General features: G+C 62.4%; 26 protein-coding genes. 10 read left to right on the forward strand and 16 right to left on the reverse strand.

Features of this window, described 5'->3' with window-relative positions:
• Nucleotides 1–652: 652 nt before the first annotated feature.
• Complete coding sequence (gene tyrS, locus IAE39_RS11280) at nucleotides 653–1,852, reverse strand: tyrosine--tRNA ligase (protein WP_201202255.1); 1,200 nt, start codon at nucleotides 1,850–1,852, stop codon at nucleotides 653–655.
• A gap of 213 nt (nucleotides 1,853–2,065) precedes the next feature.
• Between tyrS and IAE39_RS11285 the strand changes: the two genes are divergently transcribed.
• Together IAE39_RS11285 and IAE39_RS11290 are read left to right on the forward strand one after the other, a co-directional pair.
• On the forward strand, nucleotides 2,066–3,487 hold the full coding sequence (locus IAE39_RS11285; RefSeq protein WP_201202257.1) for a peptidoglycan DD-metalloendopeptidase family protein: 1,422 nt from the start codon (nucleotides 2,066–2,068) through the stop codon (nucleotides 3,485–3,487).
• 3 nt (nucleotides 3,488–3,490) lie between these two features.
• Nucleotides 3,491–4,582: an anhydro-N-acetylmuramic acid kinase gene (locus IAE39_RS11290; protein ID WP_201202259.1), complete on the forward strand. Its 1,092-nt coding sequence runs from the start codon at nucleotides 3,491–3,493 to the stop codon at nucleotides 4,580–4,582.
• A gap of 61 nt (nucleotides 4,583–4,643) precedes the next feature.
• On the opposite strand, the gene erpA is transcribed toward IAE39_RS11290, so the two are convergent.
• Complete coding sequence (gene erpA, locus IAE39_RS11295) at nucleotides 4,644–4,994, reverse strand: iron-sulfur cluster insertion protein ErpA (protein ID WP_003255511.1); 351 nt, start codon at nucleotides 4,992–4,994, stop codon at nucleotides 4,644–4,646.
• A 146-nt stretch (nucleotides 4,995–5,140) separates the two neighbouring features.
• Nucleotides 5,141–6,175: an N-acetyl-gamma-glutamyl-phosphate reductase gene (gene argC, locus IAE39_RS11300; RefSeq protein WP_201202261.1), complete on the reverse strand. Its 1,035-nt coding sequence runs from the start codon at nucleotides 6,173–6,175 to the stop codon at nucleotides 5,141–5,143.
• Nucleotides 6,176–6,317: 142 nt separating this feature from the next.
• Here argC and hemJ point away from each other — a divergent pair, with 142 nt between their 5' ends.
• From hemJ to IAE39_RS11330, 6 genes are all read left to right on the forward strand, one after another.
• The gene (hemJ, locus tag IAE39_RS11305) at nucleotides 6,318–6,743 is read left to right on the forward strand and encodes a protoporphyrinogen oxidase HemJ (RefSeq protein ID WP_060501620.1); all 426 of its coding nucleotides are present in this window, start codon (nucleotides 6,318–6,320) and stop codon (nucleotides 6,741–6,743) included.
• Between the two features lie 28 nt (nucleotides 6,744–6,771).
• On the forward strand, nucleotides 6,772–7,728 hold the full coding sequence (locus tag IAE39_RS11310; RefSeq protein ID WP_201202263.1) for an NAD(P)H-dependent flavin oxidoreductase: 957 nt from the start codon (nucleotides 6,772–6,774) through the stop codon (nucleotides 7,726–7,728).
• A gap of 67 nt (nucleotides 7,729–7,795) precedes the next feature.
• A complete protein-coding gene (locus IAE39_RS11315; RefSeq protein WP_201202265.1) occupies nucleotides 7,796–8,578 on the forward strand; it encodes an SDR family NAD(P)-dependent oxidoreductase in 783 nt (260 codons plus the stop codon).
• Between the two features lie 63 nt (nucleotides 8,579–8,641).
• Complete coding sequence (locus IAE39_RS11320) at nucleotides 8,642–8,980, forward strand: histidine triad nucleotide-binding protein (protein ID WP_003255518.1); 339 nt, start codon at nucleotides 8,642–8,644, stop codon at nucleotides 8,978–8,980.
• A 65-nt stretch (nucleotides 8,981–9,045) separates the two neighbouring features.
• On the forward strand, nucleotides 9,046–9,693 hold the full coding sequence (coq7, locus tag IAE39_RS11325) for a 2-polyprenyl-3-methyl-6-methoxy-1,4-benzoquinone monooxygenase (protein ID WP_012270220.1): 648 nt from the start codon (nucleotides 9,046–9,048) through the stop codon (nucleotides 9,691–9,693).
• 9 nt (nucleotides 9,694–9,702) lie between these two features.
• Entirely contained in the window at nucleotides 9,703–10,743 is a 1,041-nt protein-coding gene (locus IAE39_RS11330) for a DUF2157 domain-containing protein (RefSeq protein WP_201202267.1), read from the forward strand.
• Nucleotides 10,744–10,862: 119 nt separating this feature from the next.
• Here IAE39_RS11330 and IAE39_RS11335 read toward each other — a convergent pair whose 3' ends face one another.
• The gene (locus tag IAE39_RS11335; RefSeq protein WP_004376171.1) at nucleotides 10,863–11,285 is read right to left on the reverse strand and encodes an OsmC family protein; all 423 of its coding nucleotides are present in this window, start codon (nucleotides 11,283–11,285) and stop codon (nucleotides 10,863–10,865) included.
• Between the two features lie 191 nt (nucleotides 11,286–11,476).
• On the opposite strand from IAE39_RS11335, the gene crp reads away from it, so the two are divergent.
• A complete protein-coding gene (gene crp, locus IAE39_RS11340; RefSeq protein ID WP_180688944.1) occupies nucleotides 11,477–12,121 on the forward strand; it encodes a cAMP-activated global transcriptional regulator CRP in 645 nt (214 codons plus the stop codon).
• On the opposite strand, the gene IAE39_RS11345 is transcribed toward crp, so the two are convergent.
• The 4 genes from IAE39_RS11345 to IAE39_RS11360 all read right to left on the reverse strand — a co-directional run bounded on the left by IAE39_RS11345 (nucleotide 12,118) and on the right by IAE39_RS11360 (nucleotide 15,472).
• On the reverse strand, nucleotides 12,118–12,822 hold the full coding sequence (locus tag IAE39_RS11345; protein WP_201202269.1) for a lipoate--protein ligase family protein: 705 nt from the start codon (nucleotides 12,820–12,822) through the stop codon (nucleotides 12,118–12,120). The two genes, crp and IAE39_RS11345, sit on opposite strands and share 4 nt — an antisense overlap.
• 167 nt (nucleotides 12,823–12,989) lie before the next feature.
• Nucleotides 12,990–13,823 carry an indole-3-glycerol phosphate synthase TrpC gene (trpC, locus tag IAE39_RS11350; RefSeq protein ID WP_201202271.1) on the reverse strand — a complete coding sequence of 278 codons (834 nt, stop codon included), beginning with the start codon at nucleotides 13,821–13,823 and terminating at the stop codon, nucleotides 12,990–12,992.
• Nucleotides 13,820–14,869: an anthranilate phosphoribosyltransferase gene (gene trpD / locus IAE39_RS11355; protein WP_201202273.1), complete on the reverse strand. Its 1,050-nt coding sequence runs from the start codon at nucleotides 14,867–14,869 to the stop codon at nucleotides 13,820–13,822. The genes trpC and trpD overlap by 4 nt, the downstream gene beginning before the upstream one ends.
• A gap of 9 nt (nucleotides 14,870–14,878) precedes the next feature.
• Nucleotides 14,879–15,472 (reverse strand): aminodeoxychorismate/anthranilate synthase component II, encoded by a 594-nt coding sequence (locus IAE39_RS11360; RefSeq protein WP_003259809.1) that lies wholly within the window; start codon nucleotides 15,470–15,472, stop codon nucleotides 14,879–14,881.
• Between the two features lie 368 nt (nucleotides 15,473–15,840).
• Here IAE39_RS11360 and estP point away from each other — a divergent pair, with 368 nt between their 5' ends.
• Entirely contained in the window at nucleotides 15,841–17,721 is a 1,881-nt protein-coding gene (gene estP, locus IAE39_RS11365; protein ID WP_201202282.1) for an esterase EstP, read from the forward strand.
• A 132-nt stretch (nucleotides 17,722–17,853) separates the two neighbouring features.
• On the opposite strand, the gene trpE is transcribed toward estP, so the two are convergent.
• The 8 genes from trpE to IAE39_RS11405 all read right to left on the reverse strand — a co-directional run bounded on the left by trpE (nucleotide 17,854) and on the right by IAE39_RS11405 (nucleotide 26,366).
• On the reverse strand, nucleotides 17,854–19,335 hold the full coding sequence (trpE, locus tag IAE39_RS11370) for an anthranilate synthase component I (RefSeq protein ID WP_201202284.1): 1,482 nt from the start codon (nucleotides 19,333–19,335) through the stop codon (nucleotides 17,854–17,856).
• 69 nt (nucleotides 19,336–19,404) lie between these two features.
• Nucleotides 19,405–20,223 carry a phosphoglycolate phosphatase gene (locus tag IAE39_RS11375; protein WP_201202286.1) on the reverse strand — a complete coding sequence of 273 codons (819 nt, stop codon included), beginning with the start codon at nucleotides 20,221–20,223 and terminating at the stop codon, nucleotides 19,405–19,407.
• Complete coding sequence (rpe, locus tag IAE39_RS11380) at nucleotides 20,220–20,894, reverse strand: ribulose-phosphate 3-epimerase (protein ID WP_043202780.1); 675 nt, start codon at nucleotides 20,892–20,894, stop codon at nucleotides 20,220–20,222. Before rpe ends, IAE39_RS11375 begins: the two co-directional genes overlap by 4 nt.
• Before the next feature lie 200 nt (nucleotides 20,895–21,094).
• The gene (locus IAE39_RS11385) at nucleotides 21,095–21,922 is read right to left on the reverse strand and encodes an ABC transporter permease (RefSeq protein WP_016715782.1); all 828 of its coding nucleotides are present in this window, start codon (nucleotides 21,920–21,922) and stop codon (nucleotides 21,095–21,097) included.
• A gap of 11 nt (nucleotides 21,923–21,933) precedes the next feature.
• On the reverse strand, nucleotides 21,934–23,181 hold the full coding sequence (locus IAE39_RS11390) for an ABC transporter permease (RefSeq protein WP_201202294.1): 1,248 nt from the start codon (nucleotides 23,179–23,181) through the stop codon (nucleotides 21,934–21,936).
• Nucleotides 23,182–23,241: 60 nt separating this feature from the next.
• Nucleotides 23,242–24,276: an ABC transporter substrate-binding protein gene (locus tag IAE39_RS11395; protein WP_201202296.1), complete on the reverse strand. Its 1,035-nt coding sequence runs from the start codon at nucleotides 24,274–24,276 to the stop codon at nucleotides 23,242–23,244.
• Nucleotides 24,277–24,316: 40 nt separating this feature from the next.
• Complete coding sequence (locus IAE39_RS11400; RefSeq protein ID WP_110747263.1) at nucleotides 24,317–25,441, reverse strand: ABC transporter ATP-binding protein; 1,125 nt, start codon at nucleotides 25,439–25,441, stop codon at nucleotides 24,317–24,319.
• A gap of 295 nt (nucleotides 25,442–25,736) precedes the next feature.
• On the reverse strand, nucleotides 25,737–26,366 hold the full coding sequence (locus tag IAE39_RS11405) for a response regulator (protein ID WP_201202299.1): 630 nt from the start codon (nucleotides 26,364–26,366) through the stop codon (nucleotides 25,737–25,739).
• Nucleotides 26,367–26,369 lie beyond the last annotated feature (3 nt).

The raw sequence follows: 26,369 nt of genomic DNA on the forward strand, positions 1-26,369 counted from the left end.
GCATTCTACGCTTTCCTCAGAGCCTGTCAAGCGTTTATTTTGAAGTTTTTTGCGAGAAACTCGTTTAGCTTCAAACACTTGGCTCGCCGCGATCTCTCGTAGCGGGAGGCGAATTCTACAGCGTTTAAAACCGCTGTCAACCTTCTCCTCAACCGCTGGCGATCAGTTGATCGTAGCCCTTCCAGCGCCTTTTGAATCGGCTAACTCATTGAATTTCAAGGAGTTTGTCGTTCCGTTGTCGCTGGAAGTGGGGCGCATTATAAGGGGATTCGAGAGGGCGTCAACCTTTAATTTCATTAAATTGAAATATAGGGGAAAAGACCGTTTCGAGGCCGCCAGATGCCCGCCCCAACACATGTATCGGCTGTGAAATCAAGCGCCGCGGGTGTCCGCCGCAACATTTTCAGCGCCTGAGAGATCGAGCGCCGCCCGCGCGGCGCTCGATCTTATAGGCGCTGCATGTGTTGTGTCGAACACCTGCGGCGCTCGACCTCACAGGCGCTGAAAGGGTTGTGGCGGACACCTCCCAAACCCAACACTATCTATAGCCAGGCCCATCACCCCCAGCCCCCCACCACAACACCCAACCCCCAAAAACAAAACGGGGAGACCTCTCGGCCTCCCCGCTTCTATATAGCTACACCCCAGCCGATCACTCAGCCTTGAGCGTAACCCGGCCAAACGACTTCTTGCCCGCCTGGCACACATGAGTAGCACCCAGGACAAACATGAAGTCCTTGTCGACCACCGCACCATCAACCTTCACCGCACCGCCACTCAGCAAGTCCCGCGCCTGCGCCGAGTTCTTCACCAGGCCAGCACGGTTAAGCACGGCAGCAATCGGCAGGTCTACCGCCGCAGCCACCTCGATTTCCGGCAGGTCTTCCGGCAGCTCGCCTTCCTTCATACGGTTACCCGCAGCACGATGAGCATTGGCCGCAGCCTCTTCACCATGGAAGCGCGCCACAATCTCTTCCGCCAGCTTGATCTTGATGTCACGCGGGTTGGCGCCATTGGCGACATCAGCGCGGAACTGGTCGATCTCTTCCATCGAACGGAAGCTAAGCAACTCGAAGTAACGCCACATCAAGGTATCCGGGATCGATACCAGCTTGCTGTACATCACCCCTGGCGCTTCCTGGATACCAACATAGTTGCCCAACGACTTGGACATCTTCTTCACGCCATCAAGCCCTTCAAGCAGCGGCATGGTCACGATGTTCTGTGCTTCCTGGCCATAGGCTCGCTGCAGCTCGCGGCCCATCAGCAGGTTGAACTTCTGGTCGGTACCGCCCAACTCGACGTCCGCCTTCAGTGCCACCGAGTCATAGCCCTGCACCAGCGGGTAGAGGAACTCGTGGATGGCAATAGGCTGATTGGTGGTGTAGCGCTTGTCGAAGTCATCACGCTCGAGCATGCGCGCTACGGTGTACTGCGACGCCAGGCGAATGAAGTCGGCTGGGGTCAGCGTGTCCATCCAGGTGGAATTGAACGCGACTTCGGTCTTGGCCGGGTCGAGAATCTTGAACACCTGCTGCTTGTAGGTCTCGGCGTTGTCCAGCACCTGCTCACGGGTCAGCGGCGGGCGCGTAGCGCTCTTGCCACTCGGGTCGCCGATCATGCCGGTGAAGTCACCGATCAGGAAGATGACCTGATGGCCCAGCTCCTGGAACTGGCGCAGCTTGTTGATCAACACCGTGTGACCCAGGTGCAGGTCCGGGGCGGTCGGGTCGAAGCCGGCCTTGATGCGCAGAGGTTGGCCGCGCTTGAGCTTCTCCACCAGTTCCGACTCGACCAGTACTTCTTCCGCACCGCGCTTGATAAGCGCCAGCTGCTCTTCAACCGACTTCATAGACAAACCCGCAAGGCTCAGATTCAGGGGGAGCCAACCATACAAGATCGGCCGTCAATTACAAGTTTCGCAAAGGAATGTGACCCGAACACGGGTTTGCGGCGTCTACGCGCCCTTGCGTGAAAATGGATTTGGTTATATTTTATACAGTTATTTCATCTTCATCATGTCATTCATCTTTTCCATTTCACCTTTTTCAAAGTCACCTTACTCATGACCAACGAACCGCCTAAAGCGCCCAAGCTTTATCCGAAAAGCCATCTGTTGGCCGCCAGCGGCATCGCCGCCCTGCTCAGCCTGGCTTTGCTGGTGTTTCCCTCCAGCGAAGTGGAAGCCAAGAAAACCACCCTCAACCTCGAGCTGGAAAGCCCTGCCGAGCAACTGAAAGACGACGCCCGTGCTGCGCCGCTGGTGCAGGCACAAGGTGAGCAAGGCTCGCCATTCGCCCAGATCGAAGACGCCGCCCCCGAAACCCAGAAAGCCGAGCAGCAAGCTCCGGAAGCCAAACCGGTCGCCGAAGCCGCCAAGGAACCAGGCCATCGAGAAGTCACCGTCGCGCGTGGCGATACCCTGTCCACCCTGTTCGCCAAGGTTGGCCTGCCGGCCAATGCGGTGCACGACCTGCTGGCCAGCAACAAGCAGGCCAAGCAGTTCAGCCAACTCAAGCACGGCCAGGTACTGCAGTTCGAACTCGACAAGGATGGCCAACTGGCCAGCCTGCACAGCAAGGTCAGCAACCTTGAAACCATTCGCCTGACCAAGTCCGCCAAGGGCTACACCTTCAACCGTGAAATCAGCAAGCCGGTAGTGCGAACCGCCTACGCCCACGGCGTGATCAAGAGCTCGCTGTCGGCCTCCGCCCAGCGTGCCGGCCTGTCGCACAGCATGACCATGGACATGGCCCGTGTGCTGGGTTATGACATCGACTTTGCCCAGGATATTCGCCCTGGCGATGAGTTCGATGTGGTCTACGAGCAGAAGGTGATGGACGGCAAGGTCGTCGGTACTGGCAACATCCTCTCCGCGCGCTTCACTAACCGTGGCAAAACCTACACCGCCGTGCGCTACACCAACAAGCAGGGCAACACTACCTACTACACTGCCGACGGCAACAGCCTGCGCAAGGCCTTCATCCGCACTCCGGTGGACTTTGCCCGCATCAGCTCGCGCTTTTCCGCCGGTCGCAAGCACCCGATCCTGAACAAGATCCGTGCCCACAAGGGCGTCGACTACGCTGCCCCGCGCGGTACGCCAATCAAGGCAGCCGGCGACGGCCGCATCGAACTGGCCGGGCGCCGCGGTGGTTACGGCAATACCGTGATCATCCAGCACGGCAACCGCTACAAGACGCTCTACGGCCACATGCAGGGCTTTGCCAAAGGCATCAAGACCGGCAGCTCGGTCAAGCAGGGCCAGATCATTGGCTACATCGGTACCACCGGCCTGTCCACCGGGCCGCACCTGCACTACGAGTTCCAGGTCAACGGTGTACACGTCGACCCACTGAGCCAGAAGGTGCCGATGGCCGACCCGATCGCCAAGAACGAGCGCCAGCGCTTCCTGCAGCAGAGCCAGCCACTGATCGCCCGCATGGATCAGGAAAAGGCCACCCTGCTCGCAGCGAACAAGCGCTAAGCCATGGCGCTCTACCTGGGGGTGATGTCCGGCACCAGCCTCGATGGCCTGGACATCGCCCTGGTCGAACAGGGCGAGCAGCTTGAGCTGCTCGCTACCCACTACCTGCCGATGCCTGCCGAGCTGCGCCAGGACCTGCTGGCCCTGTGCAGCAGCGGCCCTGACGAGATCGCCCGTGCGGCGCTGGCGGAAAACCGCTGGGCCAGCCTGGCAGGCGAAGGTATCCGCCAACTGCTGGCCCGCCAGGGCCTGCAGGCCAACGACATACGCGCCATTGGCAGCCACGGCCAGACCATCCGCCACGAACCGGCACGCGGCTTTACCGTGCAAATTGGCAACCCGGCACTGCTCGCCGAGCTGACGGGTATCAGCGTGGTCGCCGATTTCCGTCGCCGCGATGTGGCTGCAGGCGGCCAAGGCGCGCCGCTGGTTCCCGCCTTCCATGAAACCCTGTTCAGCCACCTTGGCCAGCGCCTGGCAATCCTCAATGTGGGTGGTTTCAGCAACCTCAGCCTGATCGAGCAGGACAAGCCGGTCCACGGCTTTGATTGTGGCCCGGGGAATGTGCTGCTGGATGCGTGGATCGAGCGCGTGCGCGGCCTGGCCTACGACGCCGACGGTGCCTGGGCAGCCTCGGGTGTGGTGCAGGCCGACTTGCTCGGCACACTGCTGGCCGACCCGTTCTTCGCCGGCAGCGGCCCGAAGAGTACCGGCCGCGAGGTGTTCAACTTACCGTGGCTGGATGACCACCTCGCCCGCTTGCCCGCTTATCGCGACGAAGATGTACAGGCGACACTGCTGGAACTGACCGCACGCAGCATCATCGACTCGCTGGGCAGCGCCCAACAAGGCACCGAAGCGCTGCTGGTGTGTGGTGGTGGCGCCCGCAACGGCGCGCTGATGGCCCGCCTCGGCCAGTTGCTGCCCGATGCGCAGGTCGCCAGCACTGGCGCCCATGGCGTAGATCCGGACTGGGTGGAAGCCATGGCCTTCGCCTGGCTGGCCCATTGCTGCCTGGAAGACATCGCCGCCAACCGCCCAAGCGTCACTGCAGCCAAGGGCCTGCGCGTTCTGGGCGCAATCTACCCGGCATAACCGCTACGTCAGAAAGCAAAACGCCGCGCAATTGCGCGGCGTTTTCGTTCCGGACCAGGCTTCAGATCGAGAACGACGACCCGCAACCACAGGTGGTGGCGGCATTCGGGTTTTTGATCACGAAGCGCGAGCCTTCCAGGCCTTCCTGATAGTCCACTTCGGCACCCGCCAGGTACTGGAAGCTCATTGGGTCGACCACCAGCGACACGCCTTCGCGCTCGACGATGGTGTCGTCTTCGGCCACGTCTTCATCGAAAGTGAAGCCGTACTGGAAGCCCGAGCAACCACCACCGGTCACGAACACCCGCAGCTTCAGACGTTCATTGCCTTCCTCATTGACCAGGTTCTTCACCTTCTGGGCTGCCCCATGGGTAAATTCCAGACCAGTAGGGGTGAAGGTTTCGACGCTCATGTTGATTCTCCCGGCGCGGTAGCCGCCATAAAACTCGATGACGCGCATTATCCGCTTTCCCGAGAAAATCGGTCAAGAATTGTGCGGCTTTAGTCGCGACCTGCAAAAAGGCCCGCACGACGCGGGCCTTGTTCACTGCTGACGGCTTACGGCAGCAAGCCGGCGTGGGACAAGCCCATGCGCTCATCCAGGCCGAACAGGATGTTGAGGTTCTGCACCGCCTGGCCGGAGGCACCCTTGACCAGGTTGTCGATTACCGACAGCACCACCACCAAGTCACCACCCTGCGGGCGATGAACGGCAATGCGGCAGACGTTGGCGCCGCGCACGCTACGGGTTTCCGGGTGGCTGCCCGCCGGCATCACATCGACGAACGGTTCATCGGCGTAGCGCTTCTCGAACAGCGCCTGCAAATCGACCGAGGTATCGACCACGTTCGCGTACAGGGTGGCGTGGATGCCACGAATCATCGGCGTCAGGTGCGGTACGAAGGTCAAGCCGATATCCTTGCCAGCGGCCATACGCAGGCCCTGGCTGATTTCCGGCAGGTGGCGATGGCCCTTGACCGCATAGGCCTTCATGCTTTCGCCGGCTTCGCAGAACAGCGAACCCACCGCTGCGCCACGGCCAGCGCCGCTGACACCCGACTTGCAGTCGGCGATCAGGCGCGACGGGTCGGCCAGGCCTGCTTCCAGCAGCGGCAGGAAGCCCAGCTGGGTGGCGGTCGGGTAGCAACCCGGCACAGCGATCAGGCGCGCCTGGCGGATCTTCTCGCGGTTCACTTCGGGCAAGCCGTACACCGCATCCTTGAGCAGCTCTGGCGCGCCGTGCGGCTGGCCATACCACTTGCCCCACTCGGTGGCGTCCTGCAGGCGGAAGTCTGCCGACAGGTCGATCACCTTGGTGCCGGCAGCCAGCAGCTCGCCGGCCAGGGCGTGGGCAACACCGTGCGGGGTGGCGAAAAACACCACATCGCAAGCCGCCAGGGTCTTGCTGTCCGGCACACTGAACGCCAGCCCGTCATAGTGGCCGCGCAGGTTCGGGTACATGTCTGCCACTGCCACGCCCGCTTCGGAGCGCGAAGTGATGACCGCCACTTCGGCCTGTGGATGCTGTGCCAGCAGACGCAACAGTTCGACGCCGGTGTAACCCGTGCCGCCGACGATACCGACCTTGATCATAACGCTTGCCCCTTATCAACGAGCCGTCTGGAAAGCGCACGATAATAGGGGCGCAAGGCGCCTGTAACAACTCTTCGGGTGACCCTTCAGGCGCTTGACCACTACTATCTGACGACCGTGATTACCTGAAGGAACTCCCTCCATGCTTTACCTATGGATCAAAGCGCTGCATATCGTCAGCGTGGTCTGCTGGTTCGCCGGCCTGTTCTACCTGCCGCGGCTGTTCGTCTACCACGCCCAGAGCCAGGACAGCATCAGCCAGGACCGCTTCGTGACCATGGAACGCAAGTTGTACCGCGGCATCATGAACCCGGCGATGATCGCCACCTACGTATTCGGCGCCTGGATGCTCTATCTCACCCCAGGCTGGCTGAGCCAGGGCTGGCTGCATGCCAAGTTGACGCTGGTGATCCTGCTGACCGGCTACCATCACGTGTGCGGTGCCCAGCGCAAACGCTTCGCCAGTGGCACCAACACCCGCAGCCACGTCTACTATCGCTGGTTCAACGAAGTGCCCGTGCTGTTCCTGCTGGGCATCGTAATTCTGGTGGTGGTCAAACCGTTCTGACATTGCCACCCCGCCAAGGAGCCTTGCCATGTCGCTACCCGCCTCGCTCGAACAACGCCTGCGCCTGCCTGTGGTTGCCGCACCGATGTTCCTGATTTCCAACCCCGGCCTGGTGCTGGCTTGCTGCGCCAACGGCGTGGTTGGCAGTTTCCCGGCCCTGAACCAGCGTGACAGCGCCGGCTTCAAGGCCTGGCTGGAGGAGATTGAGGCCGGCCTGGCACAGTTGCAGGCGCCCGCGCCCTATGCGGTGAACCTGATCGTGCACCCGACCAACCCTCGCCTGCAGGCCGACCTGGCCTTGTGCGTCGAGCACCGGGTGCCGATCGTCATCACCAGCCTGGGTGCGGTAAAGGAAGTGGTCGATGCCGTGCATGGCTATGGCGGCCTGGTGTTTCATGATGTGACCACGCGCCGCCATGCCGAGAAGGCCGCCGAAGCGGGTGTCGATGGGCTGATTGCCGTTGCTGCAGGCGCAGGCGGCCATGCCGGCACCTGGAGCCCGTTCGCCCTGGCAGCGGAAATTCGCCAGTTCTTCGACAAGACCCTGCTGTTGGCGGGCTGCATCAACCACGGCCATGAGATCCTCGCCGCACAACTGCTGGGGGCGGACCTGGCATACATGGGCACGCGCTTTATCGCCACGGCAGAAAGCCAGGCCCAGAGCGCCTACAAACAGATGCTGCTGCAGGCCCACGCCGCTGACATCGTCCACACACCGGCGGTATCCGGCATTCCCGCCAGCTTCCTGCGCCCGAGCCTGGAACAAGCGGGCTACGACATGAATGCCCTCAAGGGCGGTCATGAGCAAGGCAAACTCAAGCCGATAGACGACGAAGCCAAGGCGTGGAAGACCGTCTGGTCGGCAGGCCAGGGCGTTGGCGGTATCGACGACCTGCCCAGCGCCAGCGCACTGATCGCACGCCTGCACAGCGAGTACCAGCAAGCCCTGCAGCGCTGCCAGGCGCTGCGGGTTCAGGCCTTGTAGCAAAAGGCAACACCTTGCCCGGCCAAGCTGTACACTAGGCGCCCTCTTCCGCCCCCAGGAGCCTTGCATGACCCGTTACGCCATGATTACTGGTGCTTCCAGCGGCCTGGGCCTGGCCCTGGCGGAAGCACTGGCACGGCGCGGGCGCAACCTGATCCTGGTGGCACGCCAGCGCGAAACGCTGGAACCGGTGGCCATCGAGCTGACCCAGCGCTTTGGTGTCGAGGTACTGTTCCGCGCCTGCGACCTTAGCCAGCCGCTGCGCCTTTCAGGCTTCGTACTGGAGCTGGAGGAAGGCGAGCGGCGTATCGACCTGCTGGTCAACTGTGCCGGCCAGCGCACCTACGGGCCGTTCCTGGCCCATGAGTGGGCCGACGAGCAAGACCTGCTGGAGGTCAACGTACTGGCCCTGAGCCGCCTGTGCCACGCCATCGGTAACCTGATGGCGGTGCAGGGTGGCGGGCAGATTCTCAACGTTGCCGGCCTGGCTGGCGTAGCGCCTGGCCCGTGGATGGCCGCCTATGCCGCCAGCAAAGCCTACGTGTTGAGCTTTTCCCAGGCCCTGCGCGAAGAGCTCAAGCCCGCCGGCATCAAGGTCTCGGTACTGTGCCCCGGCCCGGTGCGCTCTGCACGCCGGCGCATTGCCCGCCTGGATGGCAAGCCGCGCTGCCTCAGCCCCGAGGAAGTGGCGCTGTACACCGTACGCGCGCTGAACAAGAGCCGCGCCCTGATCATGCCCGGCCGGCGCAACCGCTGGCTGGCATTCGCCCCGCGCCTGCTGCCACGCTGGCTGCTGCGCAAGCTGGCCGGGGCCATTCACCGCCGCTATTGCCCGGCCGGCATGGAATAGCCACTGGGCGAGCGGCGCCCGGCTGAGTACACTCGGCCCGACCCTCACCATGGAGCAAGTGCTGTGGACGATCTATTCCTCAAAATCATCAACCGGGAAATCCCGGCGGATATCATCTACGAAGACGACCAGATCCTGGCCTTCAAGGACATTGCACCCGCAGCGCCGGTACATTTTCTGGTCATCCCGAAAAAGCACATCCGTACGCTCAATGACCTGACCGAAGAGGACAAGGCCCTGGCTGGCCACATCCTGTTCACCGCCCAGCGCCTGGCTGTCGAGCAAGGCTGCGAAGAAGGCTTCCGTGTGGTCATGAACTGCAACCCGAAAGGCGGCCAGACCGTCTACCACATCCATATGCACGTGCTTGGGCAGCGCCAGATGAACTGGCCACCGGGCTGATCCACGGCAAGCGACCCCGCCGCTATTGCGGTAAACTGTCGGGCACATTCTTGCGGAGGTGCCCGATGGCTACCGAACGTCACTACTCGCCGCTCGACCGCTTGTTGCTGCAGGCCGATACCGCCATGCGCACCTTGCTGCCCTTCAGCGGCCAACCCGCCCGGCCATCGCCGGCCATCATCCAGCCAGACGCCGACCTGGACGAACAGCAGTCCCGCCATATTGCCGGGCTGATGCGCATCAACCACACCGGTGAAGTCTGCGCCCAGGCGCTGTACCAGGGCCAGGCCCTGACCGCCAAGCTGCCCGAAGTGCGCAAGGCCATGGAGCATGCCGCCGAGGAAGAAATCGACCACCTTGCCTGGTGCGAGCAGCGTATTCGCCAGCTGAACAGCCACCCCAGCGTACTCAACCCATTGTTCTACGGTATGTCGTTCGGCATCGGTGCACTCGCCGGGCTGGTCAGCGACAAGGTCAGCCTGGGCTTCGTCGCCGCCACCGAACACCAGGTGTGCAAACACCTCGACGAGCACCTGGAGCAGATCCCGCACGAAGACGAAAAGTCCCGGGCCATTCTCGAGCAGATGCGCATCGACGAAGAGCAACACGCCGAGTCTGCCCTGGAGGCCGGTGGCTACCGCTTCCCTGCCCCTGTCCGCTTTGGCATGAGCTTGCTGGCCAAGGTCATGACCAAGAGCACCTACCGTATCTGAAGGCCCCCCATGACGGACCGATTCGACGCCAAGGACCTGGCGCGCGCCGTGCAAGCCGGCGTTCTCCAGCCGGGCCAGGACCAGGCCCTGCTGGCCTTCCTGCGCCAGCAACCGGCAGCTCGCGGCAGCTTCCAGCTGGCCCATGTTGCCTTCTACTTTGGCGCCATGCTGATCATGGCGGCCATGGGCTGGTTGCTCACCGAGGCCTGGATGAGCATCGGCGACGGCGCACTGCTGGTCATCGCCAGCCTGTACATCCTGCTGATCACCTTGTTTGCCCTGAAGCTGCAGCGCCGCGCCCAGCCCGTCGCTGCCGGGGTGCTGGCAGCCGTCGCGGTCAGCATCGTGCCTCTGGCCGTATTCGCCATCGAGCGGCTGGTCGGCTGGTGGCCCGTGAACGACACGCAAGCGAACTACCACCATTACTACACCTACGTGCAGAGCGGCTGGCTGGCGATGGAACTGGCCACGGTACTGGCCGGGTTGCTGATGCTGCGGCTGATCCCTTACCCGTTCATCGTCATGCCCATAGCCGTGGCGCTGTGGTTCATGTCCATGGACCTGAGCGAATGGTTCTTCGGCTCGCCATTCAGTTGGGAACAGCGCCGAGAAGTTTCGCTGTGGTTCGGGCTGGGGATGCTGGTGGTCTTCCTGGTAGTGGACGGCCGCACGCGCGAGGATTATGCCCATTGGGGTTACCTGGCCGGGCTGGCGGCGTTCTGGGGCGGCTTGACGCTTGTGGACAATGGCAGCGAGTTGGGCAAGGCCCTGTATTGCCTGATCAACGTTGCGCTGATGGGCATGGCGGTGCTGCTGCGCCGGCCGGTGTTCATGGTGTTCGGGGCCCTTGGGGTGGCGGCTTACCTGGGATACCTGTCGTATGAGGTGTTTGCCGAGTCGTTGTTGTTCCCGGTGGTGGTGACCTTGATCGGGCTTGGGGTTATCTGGCTGGGGCTGGTTTACCAGAAGCGGCGGGAGCGGTTGAGCCAGGTGATGCGGGGTTGCTTACCGGAATGGGTGCTAGCTGCACTGCCGGCGCTTCGCAGCTGATCCTGTGGGAGCGGGTTTACCCGCGAACACCGGCGAAGCCGGTGCCATCCACCGCGTCGGCTTCTTCGCGGGTAAACCCGCTCCCACAGGGCTGCAAAGCAGCCCAAGAAATCGAGGCCTTAACCCAGCTCTACAATTTCATAGCCGTGGGTAATCTCAACCCCGGCACGCTCCAGCATGATCGACGCCGAGCAATACTTCTCCGCCGACAGCTCCACAGCACGCTTGACCTGCGCTTCTTTTAGCCCCCGCCCCTTCACCACAAAATTCATGTGGATCTTGGTAAACACCTTCGGGTCTTCGCTGGCGCGCTCGGCTTCCAGGAACGCCTCGCAGCTCTCCACCGCCTGGCGCGACTTCTTCAGGATGCTGACCACGTCAAAGCTGCTGCAGCCACCCAGACCCAGCAGCAGCATTTCCATCGGGCGCACACCCAGGTTGCGGCCGCCGGCCTCGGGCGGGCCGTCCATCACGACGACATGGCCGCTCCCCGATTCGCCGAGGAACATTGCCTCACCGGCCCACTGGATACGTGCCTTCATCTACCTGGACTCCTGATTTTCGGAAAAGGGTGTCAGCTTAGACCTTGTGTGGCTGTGGGAAAAGTACGAGACGTGTCGGTTTAGTACCGAAACATCCTTTGGCGTCTGATAAGCTGGCGCCAAATGACTGGCGCTTGCCGTCAGCCAACCTCTAAAAAAAGCCTATGCCTCGTATCGAACAGGATTTCGTGATGGTTGCCTCCGCCTTACCCGCAAAGATCAAGAACATCGACAAATTGCTGGTGCACTGCCAGCGCCGCCGCTACACCGCCAAAAGTAACATCATCTGCGCCGGCGACCGGGCCGAGACACTGTCGTTCATCATCAAGGGTTCGGTAACCATCATCATCGAGGACGACGACGGCCACGAAATGATCATCGCCTACCTCAACAATGGCGATTTCTTTGGCGAATTGGGCCTGTTCGAGCCAGTTGACGGTGAACAGCAGCGCAGCGCCTGGGTGCGCGCCAAGACCGAATGCGAAGTGGCGGAAATCAGCTACGAGAAGTTTCGCGAACTGGCGCGCCAGGACCCGGAAATCCTCTACGCCCTGGGCAGCCAGATGGCCCAGCGCCTGCGCAACACCACGCGCAAGGTCGGTGACCTGGCCTTCTTCGACGTAACCGGGCGGGTTGCCCGTTGCCTGCTGGAACTGTGCAAACAACCCGACGCCATGACCCACCCCGACGGCATGCAGATCAAGATTACCCGTCAGGAAATCGGCCGCATCGTCGGTTGCTCGCGGGAAATGGTCGGCCGCGTCCTCAAAGACCTCGAAGAACGCAGCCTGGTACAGGTCAAGGGCAAGACCATGGTGGTCTACGGTACCCGCTAGTCTTTGGGCAGCTCGGCCAATACCTTGGCATAGGCCTGGGACAGGCGCTCGAACCAGGGCGCCGCCGGCGCCACTTCGTGCAATGCAATGTGCGCATCAGCGCGGCAACGTTGCTCAAGCTCGCAGCACTCGTTGAAACGGTTGACTGCCGCCACCATCGACTCACGCTCGTTATCCAGCAGCAGCGCACCGTGCACCAGAACCACCGGGCGCTTGCCACCCAGGCCCTGGCGCCAGCGCTGGGCAGTGCCGACCAGCTTGCGACCGTTAAGGTTGACGTTGTAGCGGCCATCGCAGAAGGCTCCGTCGATTTCCCCCACCGACGCCACCCCGCCCCACTCGCGCAGCACATCGCACAGCGGCAGGCACAGGCGCTCGTAGGCGTTCTCTATACGGCCGTGATCACCTTCGCTGCGTGGTGCTGCGTAAACCAGCGCAACGTTTACAGTGGAATGCGATTGCGGCACCGGCTCGCCGCCGGTTTCGCGCAACAGCACTGGCCAGCCGGCAATGGCCAGCTCTGCGCAGGCGGCTTCGAAGTTGTCCAGGCGGCTCATGCGCCGGGGCATGACCAAGGCATGGTCGGTGGGGCGCCAGAACAGCACGCCACTCTCGCGTTCGCCACGGCAGACGGCAGCCAGCAGTTCCTGTTCGGCGTGCAGGCCCTGTTCGACGGTCAGGGCCAGGGGTTGATCGGTCATTGATCCACCTTTGGTGTTATTTTCAAGGGCCTATTCGCGGGTAAACCCGCTCCCACAAGGACACCACAAGCCCGAGGGTGGTGGAGAACCTGTGGGAGCGGGTTCACCCGCGAAAGGGCCATTACAGGCATACAAAAAAGCCGGCAATCACGCCGGCTTCATTTCAATCAGTCCAGTTGCTGAACAGTCTTCTTCACCTGGTCCGGGAAGAACAACCGCTGCAGCTCCAGCCCAGGTTGCTCGGCGCGCATGAACGCCTCACCGACCAGGAACGAGTAAACCTCGTTGATCGCCATCAGCTCGACATCGGCCCGGTTCAAGATACCGCTTTCAGTAATCGCCAGGCGATCACGCGGTATGCGCGGCAGCAGGTCAAGGGTGGTCTCCAGGCTGACTTCAAAGGTGTGCAGGTTGCGGTTGTTCACGCCCACCAGCGGCGTATCCAGCGTTTTCAACGCACGCTCCAGCTCATCGCCATCGTGCACTTCTACCAATACATCGAGGCCGACGTCCTTGGCGGTGGCGGCCAGTTCGGCCATCTTCACGTCATCCAGCGCCGACACGATCAGCAGCACACAATCTGCACCCAAGGCCCGGGCCTCGACGATCTGGTACGGGTCGACCATGAAATCCTTGCGGATCACCGGCAGCGAAACCGCCGCGCGAGCCTGTTGCAAGTACTCATCGGCCCCCTGGAAGTAATCCACATCGGTCAGCACCGACAGGCAGGTAGCACCGCCCTTTTCGTAGCTGACAGCGATTTCCGCCGGCACGAAGTCTTCACGGATCACGCCCTTGCTTGGCGAAGCCTTCTTGATTTCGGCAATCACCGCAGGCTGCTTGCGCTTGGCCTGCTCGATCAAGGCATTGGCAAAGCCGCGCGGGGCATCAGCGGCCTTGGCCAGGCGCTCCAGTTCAGCAAGGCTGACCCGCGCACTGCGCTCGGCCACTTCCTGAAACTTGCGGGCAATGATCCTTTCCAGCACTGTCGGCACACTCATGCTTCGTTCTCCACCTTGAATACTGCAGTAAAGGCACCCAGTTCCTGCAACTTCTCCCAGGCCAGCCCGGTGTGCAACACGTCGTGTGCCAGTTCCACACCTTGCGCCAGGGTCATTGCATGATCGGCGGCATACAGTGCCGCGCCCGCGTTGAGCACGATCATTTCGGCTGCCTTCTGGCCGTTTTCGGTCTTGCGCCGGCCCAGGGCATCACGAATCAGTTCCAGCGACGCCTGCGGGTTTTCGACGGCCAGACCATGCAGGCTCTGGCTTTTCATGCCGAGGTCTTCCGGCTCTACCCAGTACTCAGTAATTTCGTCGTTTTTCAGCTCGGCAACAAAGGTGGGTGCGGCCAGGCTGAACTCGTCCAGGCCATCCTTCGAGTGCACCACCAGCACATGCTTGCTGCCCAGGCGCTGCAGCACCTCGGCCAGCGGGCGGCACAGGGCCTGGGCGAACACGCCGACCACCTGGTGCTTTACGCCGGCCGGATTCGTAAGCGGGCCGAGCATGTTGAACAAGGTACGCAGACCCAAGTCGCGACGCGGGCCGGCGGCATGCTTCATGGCCGAGTGGTGGCTTTGCGCGAACATGAAGCCGATACCCAGGCTATCGATGCAACGGGCAACCTGGACCGGCGTCAGGTTCAGATAAATGCCGGCAGCTTCCAGCAAATCGGCACTGCCGCTCTTGCCCGACACGGCGCGGTTGCCGTGCTTGGCCACGGTGCAGCCCGCTGCCGCGAGGACGAACGACGACGCGGTGGAAACGTTGAAGATGTTGGCGCCATCACCGCCAGTACCGACGATATCGACCACGCCATCAAGGCTCTGCAGTTCAACCTTGTCGGCCAGCTCGCGCATCACCGACACCGCACCGACAATTTCATCGATGCTCTCGCTTTTCATGCGCATGCCCATCAGGAAGGCGCCGATCTGCGCCTCGCTGCACTGGCCAGTCATGATCTGGCGCATCACATCACGCATTTCTTCGGTAGAAAGGTCCAGCTGGCCGACGATACGGCTCAACGCGCTCTTGATATCCATGTGCGATCCTTAGCGGCGGCCGCCGGTCTGCTTGAGGAAATTGGCGAACAGCTCGTGGCCCTGCTCGGTCAGGATCGATTCAGGGTGGAACTGCACCCCCTCGATATTCAGTGTCTTGTGGCGCAGGCCCATGATCTCGTCGACCGAACCGTCAGCATGGGCGGTCCAGGCGGTCACTTCCAGGCACTCAGGCAAGGTTTCGCGCTTGACCACCAGCGAGTGGTAACGGGTTACCGTCAGCGGGTTGTTGAGGCCGGCGAACACACCCAGGTCACGGTGGTGGACCGGGCTGGTCTTGCCGTGCATCACCTGGCGGGCACGCACCACGTCACCGCCAAAGGCCTGGCCGATGGACTGGTGGCCCAGGCACACGCCAAGAATCGGCAGCTTGCCGGCGAAATGCAGGATGGCCTCGATGGACACGCCTGCCTCGCTCGGCGTGCACGGGCCTGGAGATACGACGATGCGCTCGGGGTTGAGGGCTTCGATCTGGGCGATAGTCATTTCGTCATTGCGAATGACCTTGACCTCGGCACCCAGCTCGCCAAGGTACTGAACGACGTTGTAAGTGAATGAGTCGTAATTGTCGATCATCAGTAACATCGTATTAAACCTCTTGAATCTACTGACTTCAGGATTCGAACCTTCTTGCTCCTGCCGCAGGCGCAGCTTGGCCATTAAAGGGCGGTAGACAGGAAGGCAAACGGGGGCGGGCCGGACGGGCCGGCAGGGGATAAAGTCAGGCGCGCCAACGCCAACGGGCGTGGGCCTTGATTACGCGCATCAAGAGTTTACTGACGATCAACACAGGATAGGTCTCGCTCATACGTCCCGGCACAGTAGCCTACCGGGGCGGCGGGCGCAATATGCCCGTAAACACGGGGAAACGAATGGACTTGGGAGCGATGCCCCACGATTTGCTAAGGTCGATCGGGTTGTCTTGATAAAAACAAAGAAAAGGATGTTCCCAGATGCGAAAAGCCCCGTTATTGCGCTTTACCCTCGCCTCGCTGGCATTTGCCTGCAGCCAGGCTTTCGCCGCCCCTTCGCCCTACTCCAGCATGATCGTGTTTGGCGACAGCCTCAGCGATGCCGGGCAGTTTGGTGGCGCACGCTTCACCAACCGTGATGCCGATGGCAATTATGCCCCGGTGTCTCCGATGATCCTCGGCGGCCGACTGGGGGTAGACCCGACAGCCCTTGGCCCTTCCACCTCCCCCATCAACCCGGCGCTGGGGATCCCCGACGGCAACAACTGGGCAGTCGGCGGCTACACCACCCAGCAGATCCTCGACTCGATCACCAGCACGTCCAAAACCGTGATCCCACCTGGGCGCGAAGGTGCCGGGCTGGTACTGCGAGAAAAGCCTGGCTACCTGGCCAACGGCCTGCGCGCCGATCCCAATGCACTGTACTACCTCACCGGCGGCGGCAACGATTTCCTGCAAGGCCTGGTCAACAGCCCGGCCGACGCAGTGGCTGCCGGTGCCCGCCTGGCCGCCAGCGCCCAGGCCCTGCAACAAGGTGGCGCACGCTACATCATGGTCTGGCTGCTGCCCGACCTCGGCCAGACACCAAATTTCAGCGGCACACCACAACAGAACCCGCTTTCATTGCTATCAGCGGCCTTCAACCAGTCGCTGCTCAGCCAGTTGGGGCAGATCGATGCCGAGATCATCCCGCTGAACATCCCCGTACTGCTAAGCGAGGCATTGGCCAGCCCCAGTCAGTTCGGCCTGGCCACCGGGCAGAACCTGGTCGGCACCTGCTACAGCGGCGAAGGCTGCGTGGAAAACCCGCTGTACGGCATCAACGGCACCACGCCAGACCCGACCAAGCTGCTGTTCAACGACTCGGTGCACCCGACCATCGCGGGCCAGCAACTGATCGCCGATTATGGTTACTCGATCCTCTCTGCCCCGTGGGAGCTGACCCTGCTGCCGGAAATGGCCCACGCCAGCCTGCGCGCCCACCAGGATGAGCTGCGCAACCAGTGGCAAACACCCTGGCAGGCCGTTGGCCAGTGGCAGGCCTTTGTCGCCAGCGGCGCCCAGGACCTGGACTTCGACGGCCAGGGCAGCGCGGCCAGCGGCGATGGCCGCGGCTACAACCTGACCGTGGGCGGCAGCTACCGCCTGAACGACGCCTGGCGCCTGGGCCTGGCCGGCGGCGTATACCGGCAGAAGCTGGAAGCTGGTGAACAGGATTCGGACTACAAGCTCGACAGTTACCTGGCCAGCGCCTTCGCCCAGTACCGCCAGGATCGCTGGTGGGGCGATGCCGCGCTGACTGCCGGGCACCTGGACTACAGCGACCTCAAACGTACTTTCGCCCTTGGCGTGAACGACCGCAGCGAAAAGGGCGACACCGATGGTGAAGCCTGGGCGATGTCCGCGCGGTTGGGCTACAACCTGGCGGCCGACAGCAGCAACTGGCAGTTGGCGCCGTTCATCAGCGCCGACTATGCGCGGGTGAAGGTGGATGGCTATGACGAGAAGAGCGGGCGCTCGACGGCCCTGGGCTTTGATGATCAGGAGCGTACGTCACGCCGTTTGGGCGTAGGGCTGCTGGGCAGCGTGCAAGTGCTGCCAGGTACCCGGTTGTTTGCCGAGGTGGCGCAGGAGCATGAGTTCGAGGATGACCAGCAGGATGTGACGATGCACCTGACCAGCTTGGCAGCGAATGACTTCACCTTGACCGGGTATACGCCGCACAGTGACCTGACCCGGGCCAGCCTGGGGGTGAGCCATGAAGTGGTGGCGGGGGTGCATTTGCGCGGGAACTACAACTGGCGCAAGAGTGATGAGCTGACGCAGCAGGGGGTTAGCCTGGGGGTTAGTGTGGACTTTTAGGTTGTTGGGGCCGCTTTGCGGCCCATTCGCGGGTAAACCCGCTCCTACAAGGGTTGCGCAAGCCTCAGACCTTACGCGGTCATTGTAGGAGCGGGTTTACCCGCGAAGGGCTGCAAAGCAGCCCCAATCGGTCTATCTGGCGGAAGTCTGCTCAGCCAACGCCACCGCACGGAACATCGCCCGGCGCTTGTTGATGGTTTCTTCCCACTCCAGCGCCGGCACCGAGTCGGCAACAATGCCGCCCCCCGCCTGCACATGCAGCTCGCCATCCTTGATTACCGCAGTGCGGATGGCAATTGCGGTATCCATGTTGCCATTCCAGGCAAAGTAACCCACGGCACCGCCGTAAACCCCGCGCTTGACCGGCTCCAACTCGTCGATAATCTCCATCGCGCGAATTTTCGGCGCACCCGAAAGCGTACCGGCCGGCAAGATCGCCCGCAGCGCATCCATCGCCGTCAACCCTTCACGCAGTTGGCCGGTGACGTTGGACACAATGTGCATGACGTTGGAATAACGCTCGATCACCATCTTCTCGGTCAGGCGCACGCTGCCGGTCGACGACACCCGGCCCACATCGTTGCGGCCCAGGTCGATCAGCATCAGGTGCTCGGCGATCTCTTTGTCATCCGACAGCAGGTCGTCTTCCAGCGCGCGGTCGGCCTCTTCGGTCGCACCGCGTGGGCGGGTACCGGCAATCGGGCGCACGGTGACCAGGTTGTCCTCGACACGTACCAGCACCTCGGGCGAGCTGCCGACCACGTGGAAGTCGCCGAAGTTGAAGAAGTACATGTACGGCGTCGGGTTGAAGCAGCGCAGTGCACGGTACAGGTCGATGGGTGCGGCCTTGAAGTCGATCGACATGCGCTGCGAAGGCACCACCTGCATGCAGTCGCCCGCCAGGATGTATTCCTTCACGGTGTCGACCGCGCGCTCGTAATCTTCCTGGGTAAAGCTTGAGCGGAATGCCGGCTCGGCAGCCATCGGGCCACTCAGGTCCAGGCCACGGCGCGGGGTGATCGGCTGGCGCAGGGTTTCCAGCAGGCCTTGCAGGCGTGCCTGGCCCTGTTCGAATGCCTGCTCTTCAGCCGGGTCGACCAGCACGATGGCGTGCATCTTGCCCGCCAGGTTGTCGAACACCACCACCGCATCGGACACCATCAGCAGGATATCCGGCACGCCCAGCGGGTCCGGGTTGGGGCAGGCCCCCAGGCGCTTTTCCACATAACGCACACAGTCGTAGCCGAAGTAGCCAACCAGGCCGCCGTTGAAGCGCGGCAAGCCGGAGATATCGGCGACCTTGTAGCGGTCCTTGAAGGCTTCGACGAAGGCCAGCGGGTCTTCGACATCATGGCTTTCTACCTCGACGCCATCCTGCAGGACGCTGACGTGGTAGCCGTGCACACGCATCACGGTGCGCGACGGCAGGCCGATCATCGAGTAACGGCCCCACTTCTCGCCGCCCTGCACCGATTCAAGCAGGTACGAGTTGGGTTGGTCAGCCAGTTTCAGGTAGATCGACAGCGGCGTGTCGAAGTCGGCCAGGGTTTCGCAAGCCAGGGGAATGCGGTTATAGCCGGCAGCGGCCAGGCGCAGGAATTCTTCGCGGTTCATGAGTAGCCTCGTGGCAAGCAGCAATAGGTCAGGCAAACGGACGGGCCGGCACGCGCCGGCAAGCAGAAGTCAGGCGCGCCAACGCCAACGGGCCAGGGCCTTGATGACTTTCATCCAGAATTTGCCAGTAACCGCCACGGTGGACTCTCTGTCTTTTGAGGCTTGAAGGTCCGCCAACGTTATCCCAGTGGCCGGGTCTGCGCAACCGGGCAGCAATGCGCGCAGGTCGTCGATCACCAGGCTGGGGGACTCGTCGTTGATCGGCCGACCATGGTTGTAGCCGTAGGTCAGGCCCACGCACTGCACGCCGGCTGCCTTGGCCGCCAGCACATCACTGCGCGAGTCGCCGACGAACAGCGACTGCTGCGGGGTAACGCCGGCCATCTGCATGACAAACAGCAGGGCTGCCGGGTCAGGTTTTTTCTGCGGCAGCGTGTCACCACCGATGATCCAGCGGAAGTAGCGGCCGATCTTCATCTGGTCCAGCAAGGGGGCGACGAAGCGCTCGGGCTTGTTGGTAATCAGCGCCATTTCCACGCCCTGCTTCTGCAGCCAGCGCAGGGTGTCTTTCACACCGGGGTAGACCACGGTGAGCTCATGGCTTTCGGCATAGGCCTCCATGAACAGCGCCAGGCCCTGTTCGGCCAGCGCATCATCCACGGCTTCATGCTCGATGCCGCCGGCCAGGGCACGGCGCACCAGCACCTGGGCGCCGTTGCCGACCCAGTGGCGCACCGCCTCAAGGCCAGCAGGCGGGCGCCCCAGTTCGAGCAGCATACGGTCCACGGCGGCGGCCAGGTCTGGCACGGAATCGATCAGGGTACCGTCCAGATCGAACATCACCAGCCTGGGCAGCGTCCCCGGGAACAGCTGCTCGAAGCCACTCATGGGCGGGCCTGGGCCAGTTCGGCGCGCATCTTGGCGATGACTTCCTGGTAGTCCGGGGCGTTGAAGATTGCCGAGCCGGCCACGAAGGTGTCGGCGCCAGCGGCAGCGATCTCGCGGATGTTGTTGACGTTGACGCCGCCGTCGATTTCCAGGCGGATGTCACGGCCACTGGCGTCGATCAGCGCGCGCGCTTCGCGCAGCTTGTCGAGGGTGCCAGGGATGAACTTCTGCCCGCCGAAGCCTGGGTTGACGCTCATCAGCAGCACCATGTCGACCTTGTCCATCACGTACTTCAGGGCGTCCAGGCTGGTGGCCGGGTTGAACACCAGGCCGGCCTTGCAGCCGCCGTCCTTGATCAGTTGCAGCGAACGGTCGACGTGCTGCGAGGCTTCCGGGTGGAAGGTGATGTAGGTCGCGCCGGCTTCGATGAAGTCGCCGATGATGCGGTCGACCGGGCTGACCATCAAGTGCACGTCGATGGGTGCGGTGACGCCATACTTGCGCAGGGCGGTGCACACCATCGGGCCGATGGTGAGGTTGGGGACGTAGTGGTTATCCATGACATCGAAGTGGACGATGTCGGCACCCGCGGCCAATACCTTGTCGACATCCTCGCCCAGGCGGGCGAAATCGGCAGAGAGAATGGAGGGGGCAATAGCGTAGGGCTGCATGGCGCACCTGTTGGCAGAATCACGGTGGCGCGCATTGTAACTCAGGGAAAGGGATGAGGGCTGATTGGTATCAAAGGGTGTCGACCAGTTGTTAAAACCTGTGCCGGCCCTTTCGCGGCTAAAGCCGCTCCCACAGAGACCGCAGTCCGCCCTGTGGGAGCGGCTTTAGCCGCGAAGAGGCCGGTACAGACAGCCCATCATCAGGCCGGCTGCTGGGTTCTCAACTTCTCGCTACGCCCCCGCAACCACTCCAGGGTCAGCAGCAAGATCACCGAGAAGGCAATCAGCAAGGTCGCCGCCGCCGCAATGGTCGGGCTCAGGTTCTCGCGAATTCCGCTGAACATCTGCCGCGGCAGGGTCGCCTGCTCCGGCCCGGCGAGGAACAGTGTCACCACCACCTCATCAAACGAGGTGGCAAAGGCGAACAACGCCCCGGAAATCACCCCTGGGGCAATCAGCGGCAGGGTCACCCGGCGGAACGTCAGCAACGGCGAAGCACCCAGGCTGGCCGCCGCGCGCACCAAGTTGTAGTTGAAGCCCTGCAGCGTCGCCGACACGGTAATGATGACAAACGGCACGCCCAGCACCGCATGCACCAGAATCAGCGACGTGAAACTGTTACCCATGCCCAGCGGGGCAAAGAACAGATAGCTGGCCACGCCGATGATCACCACCGGCACCACCATCGGCGAAATCACCAGTGCCATCACCAGCGACTTGCCGGGGAAATCGCCACGGGTCAGGCCAATGGCCGCTAGGGTACCGAACACCATGGCCAGCACCGTGGCCGCCGGGGCGACGATGATGCTGTTCTTCAGTGCCCGCATCCACTCGGCCGAGCCGAAGAAGTCCTGGTACCACTGCAGCGAGAAGCCCTGCAGCGGGTACACCAGGAAGCTGCCACTGTTGAACGAAAGCGGCACGATCACCAGCACCGGCAAGATCAGGAACAGCAGGATCAAACCGCAAAGGATGCGCAGGCTGTAGAACCAGACCCGCTCCACGGGTGACATGTAAGGGCTCAGCATGACAAGGCTCCTCAGCTCAGGCGCAGGCGGCTGGCGCCGACCAGCCAGCTATAGATCAGGTACAGCAGCACGGTCGCCAGCAGCAACAGCCCACCCAGTGCGGTGGCCATGCCCCAGTTGATGCTGGTGTTGGTATAGAAGGCAACGAAGTAGCTGACCATCTGGTCGTTCGGGCTACCCAGCAGCGCCGGGGTGATGTAGTAGCCGATGGCCAGGATGAACACCAACAGGCAACCCGCACCGACACCAGCGTAGGTCTGCGGGAAGTAAACCCGCCAGAAGCTGGCGAACGGGTGGCAGCCCAGCGAAATCGCCGCACGCATGTAGCTCGGCGAAATGCCCTTCATCACGCTGTACAGCGGCAGGATCATGAACGGCAGCAGAATGTGCACCATCGAGATGTACACGCCGGTGCGGTTGAACACCAGTTCCAGCGGCTGGTCGATGATGCCCATGGCCATCAACGCGCTGTTGATCAGGCCGCCCGATTGCAGCAGCACGATCCACGCCGCCACCCGTACCAGGATCGAGGTCCAGAACGGCAGCAGCACCAGAATCATCAACAGGTTGCTCTGCCGGGTCGGCAGGTTGGCCAGCAGGTAGGCCAGCGGGTAGGCCAGCACCAGGCAGATGGCGGTAATCACCACACCCATCCACAGGGTACGGGCAAAGATATCCAAGTAAATGGCCTGGTCCGGGGTGGCCTTGGCCAGTTCGCCAAGGTCATCGATACGGTGGTCTAACGAGGCCAGCAGGTAGAACGAGGTCACCGTGCTGGTATTGCGGCGGATCGCCTGCCAGTAGGCCGGGTCGCCCCAGCGCTCGTCGACGGCCTGCAAGGCGTCTTTATAGGAGGCAGGTTCAGCCTTGAACGGCAGGGCCCGGGCGGTCTTGGTCAACAAGCTGCGGTAGCCGGCCAGTTCCATGTTCAGGCGTTTGGAAAGGTCGCCAAGGGTCTGGTTCTTGCGCGACTCGGCCAGGTCCTGGCTAAGCGCCTTGTACACATCCTCGCCCGGCAGGCTCTTGCCATCCCACTGGCTGATGACCTCGACCGTACGCGGCAGGCCGCCGACCACTTCCGGGTTGCCGACGCTCTTGTACAACAGGGCCGCGATCGGCACCAGGAACACCAGCAACAGGAACAGCGCCAGCGGCGCGATCAACGCCTGCGCCTTCCAGCGGTTGACCCGCTCGGCATGCTTGAGGCGCTGCTTGAGACTTGGACCGGCGCCTTCGTTGAGGGGCACTGCAATGGCCATGGCGAACTCCGCGATACGAACTGAAATGGGGGCCGCATAACGGCCCCTTACGCAGGTGGCTTACTTCTTCGCCGCCCAGGCGTTGAAGCGTTGCTCCAGCTGCTCGCTGTTGTCGGCCCAGAAGGCCACGTCGATCTGCACCTGGTTGGCGATGTTCTCAGGCGTGGTCGGCATGTCCTTTTTCACTTCATCCGACAGCAGGCTCACGGCTTTGGAGTTGGCCGGGCCGTAGGCGATGTTCTCGGAGTAGATCTTCTGCTGCTCGGGCTTGACGCTGTAGGCAATGAATTTCTTCGCCTCTTCGACGTTCTTGGCACCTTTAGGGATCGCCCAGGCGTCAAAGTCGTAGATGCCGCCGTTCCACACGACTTTCAGGTTGCTCTCTTTCTGCACTGCGGCAATACGGCCGTTGTAGGCAGAGCTCATGACCACGTCACCCGAAGCCAGGAACTGCGGCGGCTGTGCGCCAGCTTCCCACCACTGGATGTTGGGCTTGAGCTCATCGAGTTTCTTGAAGGCACGGTCCTGACCTTCCTTGGTCGCCAGCACTTTGTAGACGTCCTTGGGCGCGACGCCATCGGCCATCAGGGCGAATTCCATGGTGTACTTGGCGCCTTTGCGCAGGCCACGCTTGCCTGGGAACTGCTTGGTGTCCCAGAAATCGGCCCAGCTGGTAGGTGCGGTCTTGAGCTTGTCGGCGTTGTAGGCCATGACCGTGGACCAGACGAAGAAGCCTACGCCGCAAGGCTGGATGGCACCCGGCACGTAATCGGCCTCGTTGCCGAACAGGGCGGGGTCGAGCTCTTCGAACATGCCTTCATCGCAACCGCGCGCCAGCTCCGGGGATTCAACCTCGACCAGGTTCCACGACACGCTCTTGGTGTCGACCATGGCCTTGACCTTGGCCATTTCGCCGTTGTACTCACCGGCAACGATCTTGCCATTGCTCGCCTTCTCCCATGGCTCGTAGAACGCCTTGACCTGAGCAGCCTTGTTGGCACCGCCGAACGAAATCACGGTGAGGTCTGCGGCCATGGCCTGGCCGGCGGCGAACAGCCCCAGGGCCAGGGCGGTCAGTTTCAACTGCTTGCGCATTATTATTCTCTCCACAGTACAGGGTTGGTGAAGCAATCCATCAATGGGCTTCGGCAATCGGATCGAGCGCGCGGGCGTGCTCCACCTCCCAGCCCAGCGGTACCACATCGCCCACGGCCAGGGCCGGGTCGAGCTCGGCAATCGGCTGTTTCACGAAGAAGTCGCCCTTGCCGCAAACCTCCAGGCGCACCCGCACGTGGTCGCCCAGGTAAATGAATTCGGCCACGCGGCCCGAGAAGCGGTTGACGCAGCTTTCGCTGTGGCCGTTCAGGCGCACACGCTCGGGGCGGATCGACAGGGTGACCGGCTCGCCGGCCTGGCCGACATTCACGGCCAGCGCCTCGACCCGCTCGCCGCGTGGCAACTGCACCTGGCAGCGCTTGCCATCGCTGGCCAGCAGGGTGCCGTTGATGCGGTTGTTCTCGCCGATGAAGTTGGCGACGAAGGTATTGCAGGGTTCTTCGTACAACGTACGCGGGTCGGCGATCTGCTGGATTTCGCCCTGGTGGAACACCGCCACGCGGTCAGACATGGTCAGCGCTTCGCCCTGGTCATGGGTCACGTACACCACGGTCACGCCCAGGCGCTGGTGGATGTGCTTGATTTCCATCTGCATGTGCTCACGCAGCTGCTTGTCCAGTGCACCCAGCGGTTCGTCCATCAGCACCAGTTGCGGCTCGAACACCAATGCCCGGGCCAGCGCCACCCGCTGTTGCTGGCCACCGGACAGTTGACCGGGGTAGCGCTTGGCGAAGGCATCGAGCTGGACCATGTTCAGCACACGCTTGACCCGCTCGCTGATGTCGGTCTTGCTCAGGTTGCGCACGCTTAGCGGAAAGGCCAGGTTCTCGGCCACGGTCATGTGCGGGAACAATGCGTAGTTCTGGAACACCATGCCGATGTCGCGCTTGTGCGGCGGCACGTTGTTGATCGAACGCCCGGCCAGCTGGATCTCCCCTGCGGTGGGGGTTTCGAAACCAGCCAGCATCATCAGGCTGGTGGTCTTGCCCGAGCCGGACGGGCCAAGCAAGGTGAGGAATTCGCCCTTGCGGATATCCAGGTTCAGGTCTTTGACGATCAGCGACTCGCCGTCGTAGCTTTTCTGCACACCACGGAAGCTGACCAGCGTTTCGCTGGTTGCAGCGTTCGACTTCGCCTCGCTCATGCCTGCACCTTCTTGTTGGATGACTGCGTAGGCAAAAGAGTAGAAGAGGCGCAAGCGCCCGGAAATCGGGGGTGCTGAGAGAATGCCATCATCCGGATGGAAGATTTGCTGTAGGGATTGCCCTACAAGGATGGCGGGATTGGAATACCCACATCAGCCCTGCGCCGCCCGTTGTAGGAGCGGGTTTACCCGCGAAAGGGCCGGTTCAGGCACTGCACATGGCAGGCAAGACCCTTTCGCGGGTGAACCCGCTCCTACAACGGGCGGTGCAGGCTGCGGGAAGCGCATGTCGCAATCAGACCAGCTTGTGCTCCATCGCGTACTTCACCAGTTCCGCTAGCGAGTTCACCTTCAGCTTCTGCATCAGGCGCGCCTTGTGGGTGCTGATGGTCTTGCTCGACAGCGCCAGCTGCTGGGCGATGTCGTTGACGTTGGCGCCCTGGGCCAGGCGCTCGAACACCGAAAACTCCCGCTCCGACAGCAGCGTATGCAAGGGCCGCGATTCGGTCAGGCCCACTTCGAACACCATGCGGTCGGCCAGCGCCGGGTCGATGTAGCGCCCACCACCGGCCACCCGGCGGATGGCCGTCAGCAGCAGCGCCGGGTCACTGTCCTTGGTCGCGTAGCCCGCCGCACCAGCTTTCAATGCCCGCGCTGCCATCTGCGCCTCATCGTGCATCGACAGCATCAGGATCGCCGGCGCATCGTGCAGCGCGCGAATCCGCGGGATCGCTTCCAGCCCGTTCACGCCCGGCATCGAGATATCCAGCAGGACCACCTCGCACGGCGTATGGCGCAGGGTTTCGAGCAACTGCTCACCATTACCGGCCTCCCCTGCCACCTGCATGTCCTTGGCCAGGCCGATCAGCTGCTTGATGCCTTCACGGACAATGGTGTGGTCTTCGGCCACCAGCACTCGAATCACGCT

Source organism: Pseudomonas sp. S37 (genome assembly GCF_016658545.1).
Taxonomy (GTDB): Bacteria; Pseudomonadota; Gammaproteobacteria; order Pseudomonadales; family Pseudomonadaceae; genus Aquipseudomonas.